The sequence below is a fragment of the Microbacterium pasadenense genome (assembly GCF_047246565.1).
Lineage (GTDB): Bacteria > Actinomycetota > Actinomycetes > Actinomycetales > Microbacteriaceae > Microbacterium.
Map to the genome: position 1 here is coordinate 768,549 of NZ_JBFOKN010000002.1, position 15,122 is coordinate 783,670.

The 15,122-nt window shown below is 71.1% G+C and carries 19 protein-coding genes; 11 read left to right on the forward strand and 8 right to left on the reverse strand.

What is annotated here, in order from left to right; all coding sequences use genetic code 11:
- Positions 1 to 148 precede the first annotated feature (148 nt).
- Positions 149 to 622: an Lrp/AsnC family transcriptional regulator gene (locus AB3M83_RS09855; RefSeq protein WP_412947563.1), complete on the forward strand. Its 474-nt coding sequence runs from the start codon at positions 149 to 151 to the stop codon at positions 620 to 622.
- Here the strand turns inward: AB3M83_RS09855 and AB3M83_RS09860 are convergent.
- The gene (locus AB3M83_RS09860) at positions 570 to 1,532 is read right to left on the reverse strand and encodes an EamA family transporter (protein ID WP_412947872.1); all 963 of its coding nucleotides are present in this window, start codon (positions 1,530 to 1,532) and stop codon (positions 570 to 572) included. The two genes, AB3M83_RS09855 and AB3M83_RS09860, sit on opposite strands and share 53 nt — an antisense overlap.
- Before the next feature lie 158 nt (positions 1,533 to 1,690).
- Between AB3M83_RS09860 and AB3M83_RS09865 the strand changes: the two genes are divergently transcribed.
- On the forward strand, positions 1,691 to 2,251 hold the full coding sequence (locus tag AB3M83_RS09865; protein WP_412947565.1) for a CGNR zinc finger domain-containing protein: 561 nt from the start codon (positions 1,691 to 1,693) through the stop codon (positions 2,249 to 2,251).
- On the opposite strand, the gene AB3M83_RS09870 is transcribed toward AB3M83_RS09865, so the two are convergent.
- Positions 2,211 to 3,110 carry an alpha/beta fold hydrolase gene (locus AB3M83_RS09870; RefSeq protein WP_412947567.1) on the reverse strand — a complete coding sequence of 300 codons (900 nt, stop codon included), beginning with the start codon at positions 3,108 to 3,110 and terminating at the stop codon, positions 2,211 to 2,213. The genes AB3M83_RS09865 and AB3M83_RS09870 overlap by 41 nt on opposite strands.
- A 66-nt stretch (positions 3,111 to 3,176) precedes the next feature.
- Here AB3M83_RS09870 and AB3M83_RS09875 point away from each other — a divergent pair, with 66 nt between their 5' ends.
- Entirely contained in the window at positions 3,177 to 4,148 is a 972-nt protein-coding gene (locus AB3M83_RS09875) for an exonuclease domain-containing protein (protein ID WP_412947569.1), read from the forward strand.
- Positions 4,149 to 4,159: 11 nt separating this feature from the next.
- Here the strand turns inward: AB3M83_RS09875 and AB3M83_RS09880 are convergent, their stop codons facing one another.
- The 4 genes from AB3M83_RS09880 to glgA all read right to left on the reverse strand — a co-directional run bounded on the left by AB3M83_RS09880 (position 4,160) and on the right by glgA (position 7,053).
- Positions 4,160 to 4,669 carry a hypothetical protein gene (locus AB3M83_RS09880; RefSeq protein ID WP_412947572.1) on the reverse strand — a complete coding sequence of 170 codons (510 nt, stop codon included), beginning with the start codon at positions 4,667 to 4,669 and terminating at the stop codon, positions 4,160 to 4,162.
- Positions 4,670 to 4,731: 62 nt separating this feature from the next.
- Positions 4,732 to 4,983, reverse strand: a complete 252-nt coding sequence (locus tag AB3M83_RS09885) for a type B 50S ribosomal protein L31 (protein ID WP_412947574.1) — start codon at positions 4,981 to 4,983, stop codon at positions 4,732 to 4,734.
- Positions 4,984 to 5,063: 80 nt separating this feature from the next.
- Positions 5,064 to 5,849, reverse strand: coding sequence for an ABC transporter ATP-binding protein (locus AB3M83_RS09890; RefSeq protein ID WP_412947576.1), 786 nt, complete (start codon positions 5,847 to 5,849; stop codon positions 5,064 to 5,066).
- Between the two features lie 10 nt (positions 5,850 to 5,859).
- Positions 5,860 to 7,053: a glycogen synthase gene (gene glgA / locus AB3M83_RS09895; protein ID WP_412947578.1), complete on the reverse strand. Its 1,194-nt coding sequence runs from the start codon at positions 7,051 to 7,053 to the stop codon at positions 5,860 to 5,862.
- A gap of 76 nt (positions 7,054 to 7,129) precedes the next feature.
- Between glgA and AB3M83_RS09900 the strand changes: the two genes are divergently transcribed.
- From AB3M83_RS09900 to AB3M83_RS09910, 3 genes are read left to right on the forward strand one after another with little or no spacing between them, the layout of a single operon-like run.
- Complete coding sequence (locus AB3M83_RS09900; RefSeq protein WP_412947580.1) at positions 7,130 to 8,374, forward strand: glucose-1-phosphate adenylyltransferase; 1,245 nt, start codon at positions 7,130 to 7,132, stop codon at positions 8,372 to 8,374.
- A gap of 40 nt (positions 8,375 to 8,414) precedes the next feature.
- Positions 8,415 to 9,050, forward strand: a complete 636-nt coding sequence (serB, locus tag AB3M83_RS09905) for a phosphoserine phosphatase SerB (protein WP_412947582.1) — start codon at positions 8,415 to 8,417, stop codon at positions 9,048 to 9,050.
- Between the two features lie 41 nt (positions 9,051 to 9,091).
- Positions 9,092 to 9,784: an alpha/beta fold hydrolase gene (locus AB3M83_RS09910; RefSeq protein ID WP_412947585.1), complete on the forward strand. Its 693-nt coding sequence runs from the start codon at positions 9,092 to 9,094 to the stop codon at positions 9,782 to 9,784.
- Between the two features lie 71 nt (positions 9,785 to 9,855).
- Here the strand turns inward: AB3M83_RS09910 and fabG are convergent, their stop codons facing one another.
- Entirely contained in the window at positions 9,856 to 10,566 is a 711-nt protein-coding gene (fabG, locus tag AB3M83_RS09915) for a 3-oxoacyl-ACP reductase FabG (RefSeq protein ID WP_412947587.1), read from the reverse strand.
- A 92-nt stretch (positions 10,567 to 10,658) separates the two neighbouring features.
- On the opposite strand from fabG, the gene AB3M83_RS09920 reads away from it, so the two are divergent.
- The 4 genes from AB3M83_RS09920 to AB3M83_RS09935 are packed head-to-tail and all read left to right on the forward strand — an operon-like array spanning position 10,659 to position 12,621.
- Entirely contained in the window at positions 10,659 to 11,147 is a 489-nt protein-coding gene (locus AB3M83_RS09920; protein ID WP_412947589.1) for a DUF4190 domain-containing protein, read from the forward strand.
- A 51-nt stretch (positions 11,148 to 11,198) separates the two neighbouring features.
- On the forward strand, positions 11,199 to 11,588 hold the full coding sequence (locus AB3M83_RS09925) for a DUF3099 domain-containing protein (protein WP_412947874.1): 390 nt from the start codon (positions 11,199 to 11,201) through the stop codon (positions 11,586 to 11,588).
- Entirely contained in the window at positions 11,585 to 11,788 is a 204-nt protein-coding gene (locus tag AB3M83_RS09930; protein ID WP_412947590.1) for a hypothetical protein, read from the forward strand. The genes AB3M83_RS09925 and AB3M83_RS09930 overlap by 4 nt, the downstream gene beginning before the upstream one ends.
- Complete coding sequence (locus tag AB3M83_RS09935) at positions 11,785 to 12,621, forward strand: SURF1 family cytochrome oxidase biogenesis protein (RefSeq protein ID WP_412947592.1); 837 nt, start codon at positions 11,785 to 11,787, stop codon at positions 12,619 to 12,621. Before AB3M83_RS09930 ends, AB3M83_RS09935 begins: the two co-directional genes overlap by 4 nt.
- 37 nt (positions 12,622 to 12,658) lie before the next feature.
- On the opposite strand, the gene AB3M83_RS09940 is transcribed toward AB3M83_RS09935, so the two are convergent.
- Positions 12,659 to 14,257 (reverse strand): ABC-F family ATP-binding cassette domain-containing protein, encoded by a 1,599-nt coding sequence (locus AB3M83_RS09940; protein ID WP_412947876.1) that lies wholly within the window; start codon positions 14,255 to 14,257, stop codon positions 12,659 to 12,661.
- Positions 14,258 to 14,413: 156 nt separating this feature from the next.
- Here AB3M83_RS09940 and AB3M83_RS09945 point away from each other — a divergent pair, with 156 nt between their 5' ends.
- Positions 14,414 to 15,046, forward strand: a complete 633-nt coding sequence (locus AB3M83_RS09945; RefSeq protein WP_412947595.1) for a biotin transporter BioY — start codon at positions 14,414 to 14,416, stop codon at positions 15,044 to 15,046.
- Positions 15,047 to 15,122 lie beyond the last annotated feature (76 nt).

Here is a 15,122-nt window from a genome sequence, read left to right on the forward strand (position 1 = left end):
TCTTGTGGACGGCCGACCGGCGCAGAACACCGGCATCGTCGCCGGATGCGGCGAGACTATGCCGACATTGCACCTCGCTCAAGCATCCGAAACGACGCTGAGCAGGATGCGCAACTATCGACGCGTCGTCCTGCTAGGGTTTCGCACTATGAGCGTCCTGGACTCCGTCGATCTCGAGCTGCTGAACGCGCTCGCCGATGACCACCGCGCCACCGTCGTCGCACTGTCCGAACGCCTCGGGCTCTCCCGCAACACGGTGCAGGCGCGGATGGCCAAGCTGGAGCGGTCGGGCGTCTTCCTGTCCTTCGAGCGCGCGATGACACCGGCCGCCCTGGGGTACGCCATCGACGCCGTCCTGCAGGTGCAGGTCCGCCAGGCCGACCTGCCGCGGATCACCGCCGAACTGGAGCTGATCCCCGAGGTCGTGCAGTGTCACGGCCTCAGCGGCCCTATCGACCTGCTGGTGCGGGTCGCGGCACGCGACACGCAGCACCTGTTCGACGTGGACGCCAGGATCCTCGCCATCGACGGGGTGGAGCGGACCGAGACGTCCCTCGCCATGGGCGAGGTCATCGGGTACCGGGTCCGACCTCTCCTGGCAGAGGCTCGACGGGAGCGCTGACCCCCGCCCCCGCGCGCGGGTCGAGGCGGACGAGGATGACGCCGGCCAGGAGCAGCGCGCCGCCGACGAACTGGACCGGTGCGGGGACCTCGCTCAGGAAGACCCACGCGAGGAGCAGCGCGAACAGCACCTCGGACAGGCCGACGAACGACGCCAGCCGCGATCCGATGAGCGGGACGGCCTGGATGCCGAGCGCGTAGCCGAGCGCCGTGCACACGCAGCCGACGAACGCGATGACGACGATGCCGGGCAGTGCCAGGCCGCCCACGACGACGGTCACCTGCGGGGCCGCGAAGGGCAGCGCCCCGGTGACCCCCAGCAGCGCGATGACGGCGGCGCCGGTGAGGAGACCGCCCGACGCGAGCGCCAGCGGCGGCAGATCGGCGCCCGCGCGCTCGCTCATGACGAAGTACACGCACGCGCAGACGGCGGCGCCGAGCGCGAACAGCGTGCCGAGGAGGTCGAACCGTGCACTCGAGATGTCGACGACGAGGACGAGCCCCACGACAGCCACCACCGTGCCGATCATGACCGTGCGCGACGGCGCGACGCGGGTGCGGATCCAGAAGAAGGCGACGAGGAACACCGGCGCGAGGTACTGGATGAGCAGGGCGACCGCCACCGGCATCCGCTGCATGGCCGAGAAGTACAGCAGCTGACAGCCGACGACGGGGAACAGCCCGAAGGCGAGCAGCGACAGCCAGTGCCGGCGCAGGAAGCCCGGCTCGCGGCGCATCGTGCGGATGAGGGCGGGCGAGAGGACGAGGCCGGCGAGCCCGATCCGCACGACGAGAGCTGCCGAGAGCGACCAGCCGGCTTCGAGGAGCGGCTTGACGAGCGGCCCGCTGAATGAGAACGCGAACGCGCTGATGACCCCGAGGACCAGGCCGCGGGTGCGGGCGCCGGGTATCCGGACGAGGTGCGCGTCGGCGGCGGCGCGTCGGGCCGGGATGGTGGGGATGGCTGCCGTGTGCGTCACCGGATGTCCTCGAAGGGGAAGAAGAGACTGTCAGGAGTGAGCAGTGTTTACACTGGTGACAGTATCGCCCGCCGAAGTCAGGAGTCAAGATGGTCTTCATCCGTGACACCGAGCTGTCCCTGCGGGCAGCGACAGCGCTCGTGAACACGCTCCCCGAAACCGATCCCGAGGGGGTCGACCGCCTCACTTCGCAGGACGACCTGGCGGCGTACCTCACCGAGTTCCCCTACACCGGAGCGATCCGGCGGGACGACGTCGAGCTGTCGCAGCTGCGCGCCGCCCGCTCCCGTCTCCACGAGCTCTGGGCGGGCGACCGCGCCGACGCCGTCCCGATCGTCAATGCGCTCCTGCGCGACGGCAGGGCCCTCCCCCAGCTCGTCATCCACGACGACTACGACTGGCACGTGCACGCGACCGACGAGAGCGACCCGCTCGCCCTCCGCATCATGGTGGAGGTCGCGATGGCCTTCGTCGAGGTGATCCGCCTCGATCAGTTCGACCGGGTCCGCATTTGCGGCGCGGACGACTGCGGCGCCGTCTACATCGACTACTCGAAGAACGGGTCGAAGCGCTACTGCGACACCGGCAACTGCGGCAACCGCATGAACGTCAACGCGTATCGGCGCCGGAAGGCTGAAGGAACCGAGTGATGGCGGATGCCGCGGCGCGCGGCGTCTCGTAGTGGATCAGGTGACCGACACCGCGGATGACCACGAGGTCCGCGTCCGCGAAAAGCGCCTGCAGCTCGTGCTGCGCCGACAGCGGCGTGATGTCGTCCTTCTCGGCGGCGATCAGGAGCGTCGGCTGCGTGATGGCCTCCGCGGCACCGCGCACGTCGTTCGAGACCGACGTGACGAAGGCGTCGTGGAGCGTGTCGCGGTCCGCGAAACGCGAGAAGTACGTGTCGTGCTGGTCGTGGATGAACGCGCGCAGCGCTCGGTCCCGCGTCTTGGCCATCGCGATGCTCGTCACGCGGACGATGAGCCGGTTCCGCAGGATCGCGGCGCCGAGCCGGCCCGGGAGCGTTGCGCCCGCCCAGTAGTAGAAGATCGCGAGACGGGTGAGGATGCCGCGCGGCCCTTCGAGCGCCGGCGCCCCGATCGGGTTGATCAGGATCAGCCGCGGGGTCGCGAGCCCGCGGGCGACAGCCGCGGAGGCGACGATCGACCCGAACGAGTGACCCAGCACGACGGCGCCGGGGGCCACCGCGGCGGCGAAGCGCGTGAGCCAGTCGGCGTACGCGTCGAGGTCGTGGCGTCCGCCGGGCAGCGGCGCCGTCTCGCCGAATCCCGGCAGGTCGGGTGAGACGACGCGGACCCCGTCCAGGAATGCGACGATGGGCTCGAGCCCGTGGTGCTCGCCACGGAACCCGTGGACGGCGAGGATCGTCGTGTCCGCGTCGGCGGGACCGTAGACCCAGTACGCGGTCGTGCCGCCCGCGACCGTCACCTCGTGTCGTTCGACGGGGATCCGGGCGAGCTGCTCGGCGTACGGGTGCGGCGCGGTCATCCGTCGAGTCTACGAGGACGGCGCGCCACCACCGGGATGTCCGCGGTCGCCTCTACCGTCGGAGGCATGACGACCTGGCAGCCGCTCACCCTGTGGGACGACGACGCCTGGGATGACGGTCCGGCCGGCCGAGGCGCCGCGGCGACGTCGCCCGATGCCACCGGACCGCGGGAGGTGCCGTCGTCCGCACCGGCGGCAGCCGCGGTCAACGAGGTCGTCGCCTCCGTCGCGCTCGTCGCCGCGTCCGCCGCCGCGGCCGCGGCCGAGCAGCCTGCCGTCGCGCTCGTTGCCGCGTCCTCCGCCATGCAGCAGCCCGCCGAGCAGCCCGCCGTCACGCTCGTCGTCCCCGCGCCCGGTCCCTGCTCGGGGCCGATCGGGGTGTTCGATCTCGAGACGACGGGCATCGACGTCCGTGAGGACCGCATCGTGACCGCGCACGTCGGGGTGCTCGCCCCCGACGGCAGCGTCGTCGCAGCGCGCAGCTGGTTCGCCGATCCGGGGATCGACATCCCCGCCGGTGCGACCGCCGTGCACGGGATCACGACGGAACGCGCGCGGTCCGAGGGGCGTCCCGCCCCCGAGGTGGTCGCGGAGGTGACCGCCGCCGTGCGCGAGCTCCTCGACGCCGGCATCCCGGTGGTCGCGTACAACGCCCCGTTCGACTTCTCGATGCTCCGCTACGAGGGCCTGCGGCACGGCGTTGCGCCCATCGACGACCCGTCCCCCGTCATCGACCCGCTCGTGGTCGACAAGACGTACGACCGGTACCGCCGCGGCAAGCGCACCCTCGAGGCGGCATCCGCTCACTACGGCGTCCTGCTCGAGGGCGCTCACGACGCGGCCGCGGACGCGGTGGCGGCGGGCCGCGTGGCTCAGGCGATCGCCGCTCGCTTCGAGCTGTCGCTGTCGGTCGTCGAGCTGCACACGCAGCAGATCGGCTGGGCGCGGGCGCAGGCGGAGAGTCTGACCGAATACTTCGTCAAAGTGGGCCGGCTCGACCCGGAGGACGCACTCGACGGCAGCTGGCCGATCCGCTGAGGCGGCCGCCGTCACTGCGCCGGCAGGCAGCCGCCGTCCATGATGACACCGCCGGCGTCCACCGTGACAGCTTCGGCTTCGACGGCGCCGTAGACGCACCCACCGCCCGGCGGCATCGCGCCGAACAGCACATCGCCGGCGGCCGCGCGGGTCTGCACCGCGGTCAATCCGGCTCGCTCGAGGACGGCACGGACGGCCGTCTCGTCGCCCCCGTGCTCTCCCAGCCGCTCCAGGTCCGCGCGGACCTGGGCGACGATCTCCCCGGCCTCAGCGGCGTGCTCGGGCTCAAGGGGCATCCGCTGCCGGTACTGCTCGTTGAGGCGCATGGCCGCATCCGGGTCGTACGCCGCGCAACCGGGCGGGAGCTCCACGCCGGGCTGCTGCGGACAGGCGACTGTCGGCGCGACCGAGGACGGCGCTCCGTCCGGAGGAGGGCGGTCGCCCGCAGGACGCTCCGCTGCCCCGCATCCGCCCAGGAGCAGGACGCCGGCGATGAGGACCGGCAGGGAGCGTGGTCGCATGGCGGCGAGTCTAGACGGAGACGACGAAGGCCCCGCCGAAGCGGGGCCTTCGAGGTGGCTGCTTACTTGCTGCCGAAGTTCTTGAAGCGCTGGTTGAACTTCTCGACGCGACCGGCCGAGTCCATGATGCGCTGCTTGCCCGTGTAGAACGGGTGCGAGGCGGACGAGATCTCGACGTCGATGACCGGGTAGGTCGCGCCGTCCAGCTCGATCGTCTTGTCGCTGGAGACCGTCGAACGGGTCAGGAAGGTCTCGCCGGAGCCGAGGTCGCGGAAAACGACGGCCTGGTACTCGGGGTGGATGTCAGTCTTCATTGGGTTCCTCACGAAGTGCCCTGGATTTTGCCAGGGGCGGGTGAAAGTCTGCGGCGCGATTGCACCAAAGAGAGATTCTATCAGGATGCCGCACGGGCGGCGAACCGCCCGCCGTCGGATGTCAGCGTGATGGGGATGCCGAAGGTCTCGGTCAGGGTCTCGGAGGTCAGGGCCTCCTCGATCGGCCCCTGCGCCACGACGCCGCCGTCTCGCAGCAGCAGGACGTGCGTGAAGCCCACGGGGATCTCCTCGACGTGGTGCGTCACCATGACCATCGCCGGAGTGGTCTCCTCCCGCGCGTACCCGCCGAGCAGGCTCAGCAGCTCCTCCCGGGCACCCAGGTCGAGGCTGGCCGTCGGCTCGTCGAGCAGCAGCAGCTCGGGGTCGGTCATGACGGCGCGGGCGATCTGGACCCGCTTCTGCTCGCCGTCCGAGAGCGTGCCGAAGGTGCGGTCGGCGAGGTCGCCGAGGCTCCACTCCGCCAGCACCCGACGGGCGCGGCGCTCGTCGATCGGCTCGTAGTCCTCGCGCCAGCGACCGATCACGGAGTAGGCGGCGGTGAGGACGACGTCGATCACGGTCTCGTCCTGCGGCACCCGCTTCGCCATTGCCGAGGAGGCGAAGCCGATCCGCGGCCGCAGCTCGAACACGTCCGTCCGGCCGAGCCGCTCGTCGAGGACGGTCACGTCGCCCGACGTCGGATGGACGAGGGTCGCGGCGAGCTGGAGGATCGTGGTCTTGCCGGCGCCGTTGGGGCCCAGCACCACCCAGCGCTGGTCGGCGTCGACCGTCCAGTCGATCCCGTCGACGATGTTGCGGGCGTTGCGACGGACGACGACGTCGGCGAGTTCGAGCACCTGAGGCATGGCCACCAGCCTATCGGCCGGTGGTGGCCACCTCGCGATACAGCGCCGCCGTGGCGTCCGCGATGGCTTCCCAGCTGAAGGCGGTGGCGGCCCGCTCACGCCCGGCGCGTCCGTACGCCTTGGCCCGCTCGGGATCGGACACCACATCGGTCAGGGTGGCGGCGAGATCGGCGACGAAGCGATCCGGGTCGAGCGGGGTTCCCGTCCCGTCCTGGGACTGGTCGATGGGCACGAGACGTCCGGTCACGCCGTCGACGACGACTTCGGGGATGCCGCCGGTCGCGGTGCCGACCACCGCCGCCCCGCACGCCATCGCCTCGAGGTTCACGATCCCCAGCGGCTCGTAGACGGAGGGGCACACGAACGTGGTCGCCGCGGTCAGGATCGTGCACAGGTCGGGACGCGGGAGGAACTCCTCGATCCACACGACGCCTTCCCGCGTCTGCTGCAGGTCGCGGACGAGCCCCTGCACCTCGGCCATGATCTCGGGGGTGTCCGGAGCGCCGGCGCAGAGGATCAGCTGCACCTCGGCGGGGAGCATCTCCGCGGCGCGGAGGAAGTACGGCAGCCCCTTCTGCCGCGTGATGCGCCCGACGAACACCACGGACGGGCGCGACGGATCGATGCCGAACCGCTCCAGCAGCGCGGGATCCTCGCGCGGATGCCAGGCATCCACGTCGATGCCGTTGTAGATGACTCGCACCTTGTCCGGGTCGAGCGACGGGTAGCTGCGCAGGATGTCGCGGCGCATGCCGTCGCTGACCGCGACGACGGCCGCCGCGTTCTCGTACGCCGTCTTCTCGACGTAACTGGAGACGGCGTACCCGCCGCCGAGCTGCTCGGCCTTCCACGGCCGCAGCGGTTCGAGCGAGTGCGCGGTGATCACATGCGGGACGCCGTGCAGCATCGACGCGAGGAACCCCGCGAAGTTGGCGTACCAGGTGTGACTGTGCACGACGTCGGCCCCGGCGACGTCGCCGACGATCTCGAGGTCGGTGCCGAGCGTCTGCACGGCTCCGTTGGCGTCGGCGAGCTCGGCCGGCACGCGGTACGAGGTGGTGTCGGCTTCGTCCCGGTCGCCGCCGAAGGCCCGGACCTGGACCTCCACCCGCGAACGGAGCGCCTTCACGAGCTCCGTCACGTGGACTCCCGCCCCTCCGTAGATCTCCGGCGGATACTCCTTCGTGACGATGTCGACGCGCATGGCACGAACGCTAGTACAACGGCAACCCCGGCCATAGTCCTGGCCCCGCGGTCTCCGCGCCCCATAGTCTGGGCACATGCCAGCATCGCCCAAGGTTCTCGGGATCGTCCTCGCCGGTGGCGAGGGGAAGCGTCTCATGCCCCTCACGCAGGATCGAGCCAAACCGGCGGTGCCGTTCGGCGGCCAGTACCGACTCATCGATTTCGCCATCTCGAACCTCATCAACTCCGAGCTCCGCCAGATCGTCGTTCTCACGCAGTACAAGTCGCACAGTCTCGATCGCCACGTCTCGCAGACGTGGCGCATGTCGGCACTGCTCGGCGCGTACGTCACGTCGGTCCCGGCCCAGCAGCGCCTCGGCAAGCGCTGGTTCTCGGGGTCGGCCGACGCGATCCTGCAGTCGCTGAACCTGATCCACGACGAGAAGCCCGACATCGTGGCCGTCATCGGCGCCGACCACGTGTACCGCATGGACTTCCAGCAGATGATCGACGCCCACATCGCGTCGGGCGCCCGTGCGTCGGTCGCCGGCATCCGTCAGCCCATCGAGCTGGCGAACCAGTTCGGCGTCATCGACGTCGACCCCGCGGACGGGGTCACCATCCGCGACTTCCTCGAGAAGCCGCAGAACCCCACCGGTCTCGCCGACAGCCCGGGCGAGGTGCTCGCGTCGATGGGCAACTACGTCTTCGACACCGACGCCCTCATCGAGGCGGTCGAGGCGGACGGCGAGCTGCCGACGTCGAATCACGACATGGGCGGCGACATCATCCCCTACTTCGTGAACCGCGGCGAGGCCGCCGTCTACGACTTCAAGCGGAACGACGTGCCGGGATCGACCGACCGCGACCGCGACTACTGGCGCGACGTGGGGACGATCGACTCCTTCTTCGACGCGCACATGGACCTCATCTCGGCGCTGCCGATCTTCAACCTCTACAACACCGACTGGCCGATCCGCTCGCAGTCGGTCAACTCACCGCCCGCCAAGTTCGTGCGCGACGGCGTCGGACGCATCGGCAACGCGATCGACTCGATCGTCTCGCTCGGGAGCGTGCTCTCGGGCACGCACCTCGAACGGAGCGTTGTCGGCCCGTGGACCCTCTCGGGCGGCGGCTCGACGATCACCGACTCGGTGCTGTTCGACTACGTGAGCGTCGGCGCGGGAGCCCGCGTGCACCGGGCGATCCTCGACAAGAACGTCGTGCTCGAGCCGGGCGCGACGGTCGGCGTCGACCGTGAGCTCGACCTCTCGCGTGGCTTCACCGTGACCGACAGCGGCCTGACCGTCGTGGGAAAGAACGTCCGCATCCGCGCCTGAGCCGGCGGGGACGGCGCGTCGCGACCGGTAGCGTGGACGGGTGCCTGACGCCCGCTTCCTCGTCGTGTTCGACGCCGATTCCACCCTCATCCGCAACGAGGTCATCGAGCTGATCGCCGACGAGGCCGGCCGTGGCGCCGAGGTCGCGGCGGCGACCGAGGCGGCGATGCGCGGTGAGGTCGAGTTCGCGGCGAGCCTGCGCTCGCGGGTCACCGCGCTGGCCGGCGTCCCGCTGACCGCGTTCGAACGCGTGCTGACGCGCATCGAGCCGACGCCCGGCGTCCGCGAGCTCGTCGCCGCGATCCACGACCGCGGCGGGATGGCCGCCGTCGTGTCCGGCGGCTTCCACGAGATCCTCGACGTCGTCGCGCCGGACCTCGGCATCGACGTGTGGCGCGCGAACCGTCTCGCCCACGCGGACGGGGCTCTCACCGGTGTGGTGGACGGTCCGATCGTGGACGCCGCCGGCAAGGCGGCGGCACTGCGGGAGTGGGCCGGCGCCGCCGGGGTTCCGATGACCCGCACGCTGGCGATCGGCGATGGCGCCAACGACCTGATGATGATGGATGCCGCGGGCCTCGGCATCGCGTTCAACGCCAAGCCCGCCGTGCGGCGGCGTGCCGACGTGGTCGTCGGGCCCCTCGACCTCGCTCAGGTGATCCCGCTCCTCCCCTGACGCGCCTGTCCGACGTCGGCCGCCCCGCGTACGCTCGCGCCATGGACGTCATCCTCATCCCCGGGCTGTGGCTCGACGCGTCGTCGTGGGACGACATCACCCCCGCGCTCCGCGACGCCGGCCACACACCGCATCCGATGACCCTGCCCGGCGTCGGCGAACCGGCATCCGCCTCGGCCGGCGTCGGGATCGCGGACTGGGTCGCCGCCGTGGTCGCGCGGATCGACGACCTCGGCGGACCGGTCGTGCTGGTCGGGCACAGCGGGGGCGGGAACGTCGCCTGGGGTGCGGCCGAGGCCCGTGCCGACCGGGTCGACCGCGTCGTGTTCGTCGACACGACCCCACCGCCCCCGGGAGCCGAGATCTCTGAGTTCCCGGTCGTCGAGGGCGTGGTCCCGTTCCCGGGCTGGGACTTCTTCGACGCGGAGGACGTCGCCGACCTCGACGACGCGACCCGCGCACGGACGGCGCCGACCACGGCCTCGGTGCCGGCGCGCGTGCCGACCGACAGCCTCGGCCTCGGCGGCGGACGGCGCCACGCCGTCCCGGTCACGATGCTCATGGGAGGCATGGACGACGAGACCTTCCGGGACGCCGTCCGGCAGTGGGGCGCGTTCGCCGAGGAGTTCGACGCGATCGCGGACGCTCGCGTCGTGAAGCTCGGCACCGGCCACTGGCCGCAGTTCTCGAATCCGGCGCTCCTCGCCCGCGAGCTGGTCGCCGCGATCGGCTGAGGCGGCCCCGCCGGGGGCGGGGACGACGGCCGTCGTCCGCCCGTCCGGCGCTCAGGAGCGGCCCCGCGGCGTCAGTGCCCCATGCCGAGGCCGCCGTCGACCGGGATGACCGCGCCGGAGATGTACGCCGCGTCGTCGGAGGCGAGCCATGCGACCGCCGCAGCGACCTCCTCGGCCGAGCCGAACCGGCCCGCCGGGATGCTCTTCCTGTACTCGGCCTGCGTGTCGGCCGGGAGCTCGGCCGTCATGTCGGTCTCGATGAACCCCGGCGCGACGACGTTCGCCGTGATGGCCCGGGACCCGAGCTCGCGGGTCAGCGACCGGGCGAAGCCGACGAGAGCGCTCTTCGACGACGAGTAGTTGATCTGGCCGGCGGATCCGTACAGCCCGACGACCGAGGAGATGAGGATCACGCGACCCCACTTCGCCCGGAGCATGCCCTTCGCGGCGCGCTTGACGACGCGGAACGCGCCGCCGAGGTTGGTGGCCACGACGGAGTCGAAGTCGTCCTCGGTCATGCGCAGCAGCAGGGTGTCCTTCGTGATGCCCGCGTTCGCGACCACGACCGCGACGGGTCCGAGCTGCTGCTCGACCTCGGTGTACGCGGCGTCGAGGGACGCGGCATCCGTCACGTCGGCACGCACGGTGAGCGTGCCCGCAGGACCGTCGCCCGACCGCGCGGTGACCGCCACCCGATAGCCGTCCGCGACGAACCGCTCGGCGATGGCACGGCCGATGCCTCGGTTGCCACCGGTGACGAGGACGACGCGTTCGCTGGACATGGTGCTCCTTGCTCGGACCGGCGGTGAACCGCCCCAGCCTACCGGCGGTACGACGGGTACGCTGGAAGGGCACCCGCGAGAAGGAGACGTCCGTGACCGACGCCACGAACCCCGAGCAGCCGACCCCGCCGCCGGCGCCGCCCTACGCGGGCGCGTCGTACCCGCCGCCGGCCGCCCCGGCACCGTACAGCCCGCCCGCCTACCCGACCTCGGACCACGGCCAGTCCGCCGCGGGATACGGGCAGCCCCCGGCGGGCTACGGTCAGCCGGCCGGCTACGGCGCGGCGTACGGGTACGGTCCCGTCGCTCCCACCAATGCGCTGTCGATCATCTCCCTGGTCGCCGCCATCACCGGACTCACGTTCTTCCCGTTCATCGGCTCCATCGTCGGGATCGTCACCGGCCACATGTCGCTGAAGCAGCTGCGCACCTCGGGTGAGAAGGGCCGCGGCATGGCCCTCGCCGGCACGATCATCGGCTACGTCAGCCTGGGTCTTGTCGTCCTCGGGGTCATCCTGTTCTTCACGTGGTTCGCCCTCGTCGCCGGCACCATGTCGACGAACCCCACCATCGGGAGCTGATCCCCCACGTCCCGCCGCACCAAGACCGCACCCCCGCAGTCGGCGACCTCGATCGCCACGGCTCCGGAGGACGACGCGCGCACGCGCTCGCGGAAGTACTTCCTCATGATGAGCCTGCGCGTCGTGTGCTTCATCCTGATGGTGACGGTCACGCCGTACGGCTGGTACACGTGGCTGTTCGCCCTCGGGGCGGTCGTGCTCCCCTATCTGGCCGTGGTCGTCGCCAACGTCAGCGCGGGGACGACCGCCCGGAAGGCCGAGCCGCCGATGCGTCCACTCGCGGCATCCGCCCCGCCCGCTCCCGCGCCGACCGTGACGGACGACGGGATCATCCGGCTCCAGGAGACTCCCCGGCGCGACGATGCCGCCCACCCCACGCCGCCCCCGCGATCCCGAGCAGACGACGGGCTGCCGGAGGACCCCACCTCGGAGGACCGATGACGGCCGCACAGTGCTCGCGCGCCGGCTGCCGCGCCGACGCCGCGTGGCAGGTGGTGTGGCGCAATCCCCGCATCCACGGGCCGGAGCGGCGCAAGATCTGGGCGGCGTGCCCCGAGCACGTCGCGTTCCTCCGGGAGTACCTGGCTTCTCGCGGCTTCCCCGTCGAGGTGGTCGCGTTCGACGCGGCAGACGCGTCGTGAACGCCCGGACGGCGCTCCGCTGGAGCGGCTACGTGGCGATCGCCGTCGTGTTCGCCCTCGCCTGCGTGCTGCTGTCGAACTGGCAGTTCGACCGGATGGCCGAACGTGACGCCGAGCTGGCGCTCGTCGCGGGCAACTACGATCGCGACCCGGTCCCGCTCGGCGATGTCGTCCCGGCCGGCGAGGACTTCGATGCCGACGACGAGTGGCGCCCGGTGACGCTCCGGGGCGAGTACCTGTCGGACGAGACACTCCTCGTGCGCAACCGGCCGCGCGGCGGCACGAGCGCCTTCGAGGTGCTCGTGCCCTTCCGCACCGACGACGGCCGCATCGTGATCGTCGACCGCGGCTGGGTCCCGCCCGGGCAGGACCGGCCCGAACCCGACACCGTGCCGGCGGCTCCCGCGGGAGAGGTGACCGTCACGGGACGGCTCCAGCCCGGCGAGATGTCGGCCCGGGACGGACGGTCGGCTCCCGAAGGGCAGGTTCCGACGATCGATCTCCCCCTGATCGCCGACCTCCTCGGCGACGAGGACCGGACGCTCGCCTCCGCCTACGTCCTGATGAACGCCGAGGACCCGGCACCGGCCGATCGGCCGAACGCGCTCGAGGCACCCTCGGAGGATCCCGGTCCGCACCTGTCGTACGCGATCCAGTGGATCCTGTTCGCCGTCATGGGCTTCGCGTTCATCTGGTACATGATCCGCACCGAGATGAAGCACCGTCGCGAGGACGCCGAGATCGAGGCCGGCGTCCGCGACCGGCCGTCTCGGCCGACCCGCCGTCGTGACCGCGACATGCAGGACGAGGACGAGCTGCTCGACGCTCGCTGAATCGGCGGCGCCGCCGCGTCCCGCCGCCCGGCGGACGTCAGGCGAGGGTGATGAGGTCGATGTAGTCGCGGCCCCAGATGTCCTCGACGCCGTCGGGGAGGATGAGGACGCGCTCGGGGTTCAGCGCCTGCACCGCGCCCTCGTCGTGCGAGACCAGGACGACCGCGCCCTCGTAGTGGGCGAGGGCGTCGAGGATCTCCTCGCGGGACGCCGGGTCGAGGTTGTTGGTCGGCTCGTCGAGCAGCAGCATGTTCGCCGAGGACACGACGAGCGTCGCGAGCGACAGCCGGGTCTTCTCGCCGCCGGAGAGCACACCCGCGGGCTTGAGGACGTCGTCGCCCGTGAACAGGAACGACCCGAGGACCTTCCGCGCATCGGTGGCGGTGATGTCCGGCGCCGCCGACATCATGTTCTCGAGGACGGACCGGTCGACGTCGAGGTTCTCGTGTTCCTGTGCGTAGTAGCCGACCTTGAGTCCGTGACCGGGTTCGATGACGCCCGTGTCCGCCTGATCGACGCCGGCGAGCATCCGCAGCAGCGTCGTCTTGCCCGCACCGTTGAGCCCGAGCACGACGACCTTCGAGCCCCGATCGATCGCGAGGTCGACATCGGTGAAGATCTCCAGCGACCCGTAGGACTTGCTGAGACCCTTCGCCATGAGCGGCGTCTTGCCGCACGGCGCCGGCTTCGGGAACCGGAGCTTCGCGACCCGGTCCTCCTGCCGGACCTCTTCCAGGCCCGACAGCATCTTCTCGGCGCGCGCGACCATCTGGTGCGCGGCCGCGGCCTTGGATGCCTTCGCACCGAATCGGGCGGCCTGCAGCTGCAGTGCGGTCGCCTTCTTCTCGATGTTGACGCGTTCCTTCTTGCGACGCTCCTCGTCTGCCACCCGCTGACGCAGGTAGTTCTTCCAGTTCATGTTGTAGACGTCGATGACCTGACGCATGGCGTCGAGGTAGAAGACCCGGTTGACGGTCTCGCCGACGAGCTCGATGTCGTGGCTGATGACGATCAGGCCGCCCTTGTAGCCCTTGAGGAACTCGCGCAGCCACACGACGCTGTCCGCGTCGAGGTGGTTGGTCGGCTCGTCGAGGATCATCGTCTGGGCGTCCGAGAACAGGATCCTCGCCAGCTCGATGCGGCGGCGCTGACCGCCCGAGAGGGTCTTGAGCGGCTGATCGAGGATGCGGTCGGGCAGCGACAGGTTGTGCGCGATGGATGCCGCCTCGGCCTCGGCCGCATAGCCGCCGAGGGACTCGAACCGCTCCATGAGGTTGCCGTACTTGCGCATGGCCTTCGCCGCGACGTCGGCGTCGTCGCTCGCCATGAGCTCACTGGTCTCGCGCATGCCGATCGCGAGACTGCCGAGCCCTCGGGCGTCGAGGATGCGGGTGCGGGCGAGCATCTCGGGGTCACCCGTGCGGGGATCCTGGGGCAGGTAGCCGAGCTCCCCGGAGCGGTCCACGCGGCCGTCCGCGGGGAGCAGATCGCCCGCGAGCACCTTCGTCAGCGTGGTCTTGCCGGCACCGTTGCGCCCGACCAGACCGATCTTGTCACCCGGGGACACCCGGAACGACACCTCCGACATGAGCGTGCGAGCGCCCACGCGGATCTCGAGATCGTGCACGGCGAGCACAGCAGACGTCCATTCTTCCGGGGGGATCGGCCGATCGGCCAAATCACCAGTATAGATCTTGTGGCGCGTCGACAGCGTTTCGCGCCGATCTCGCGCCGCCCATAGGATGTGCGGACGAGCGCGCTGCAGCGCGCATCCCACGCTCCAGGAGGCTCCATGTCGCTGTCCGCCGCTGCCCGCCGACCCGTGCTCGCCGACCTGCTCGCGCAGCCCTCCAGCCGCGCGAAGGCGTTCGCCGTCGATGCCGCTCTCGTCCTCACCGGTGTCGCCTTCGTCGCCCTGCTCGCGAAGGTGTCGTTCTTCATCGGCCCCGTCCCCATCACCGGGCAGACCCTCGGGGTCATCGTCGTCGGGGCGGCTCTCGGGTCGCGCCGGGGTGCCGCGGCACTCACGACCTACCTGCTGGCCGGCCTCGCCGGCGCGCCGGTCTTCGCCGGCGCCGTCGCGGGGCCCGCGTACGTGCTGAGCCCGTCGTTCGGCTTCATCCTCGGCTTCATCCCCGCCGCATTCGTGGCCGGCTGGTTCGCGGAGCGCGCCTGGGACCGGAAGCCGGTGCTCGCCTTCGTGGGGTTCGTCGCCGCCTCGATCGTGCCGTTCCTCGTCGGGGTGCCCTACATGGCGCTGATCCTCGGCGTGGTCGTGGGCACCGACGTCACGGCGGCCTCCGTGCTGGGCGCCGGCGTCCTGCCGTTCGTCGTCCCCGGACTCATCAAGGCCGGGTTCGCCGCCGTGCTGGTCCCCGCCGCCTGGCTCGGCGTCTCGGCGGTCGAGCGTCGCTCCCGCCGCTGATCGACCACCACCCGAAGGGGTCCGCGCCACCCGGCGCGGACCCCTTCGCCGTGCTCCCGGATTCACGGCGGGTGAC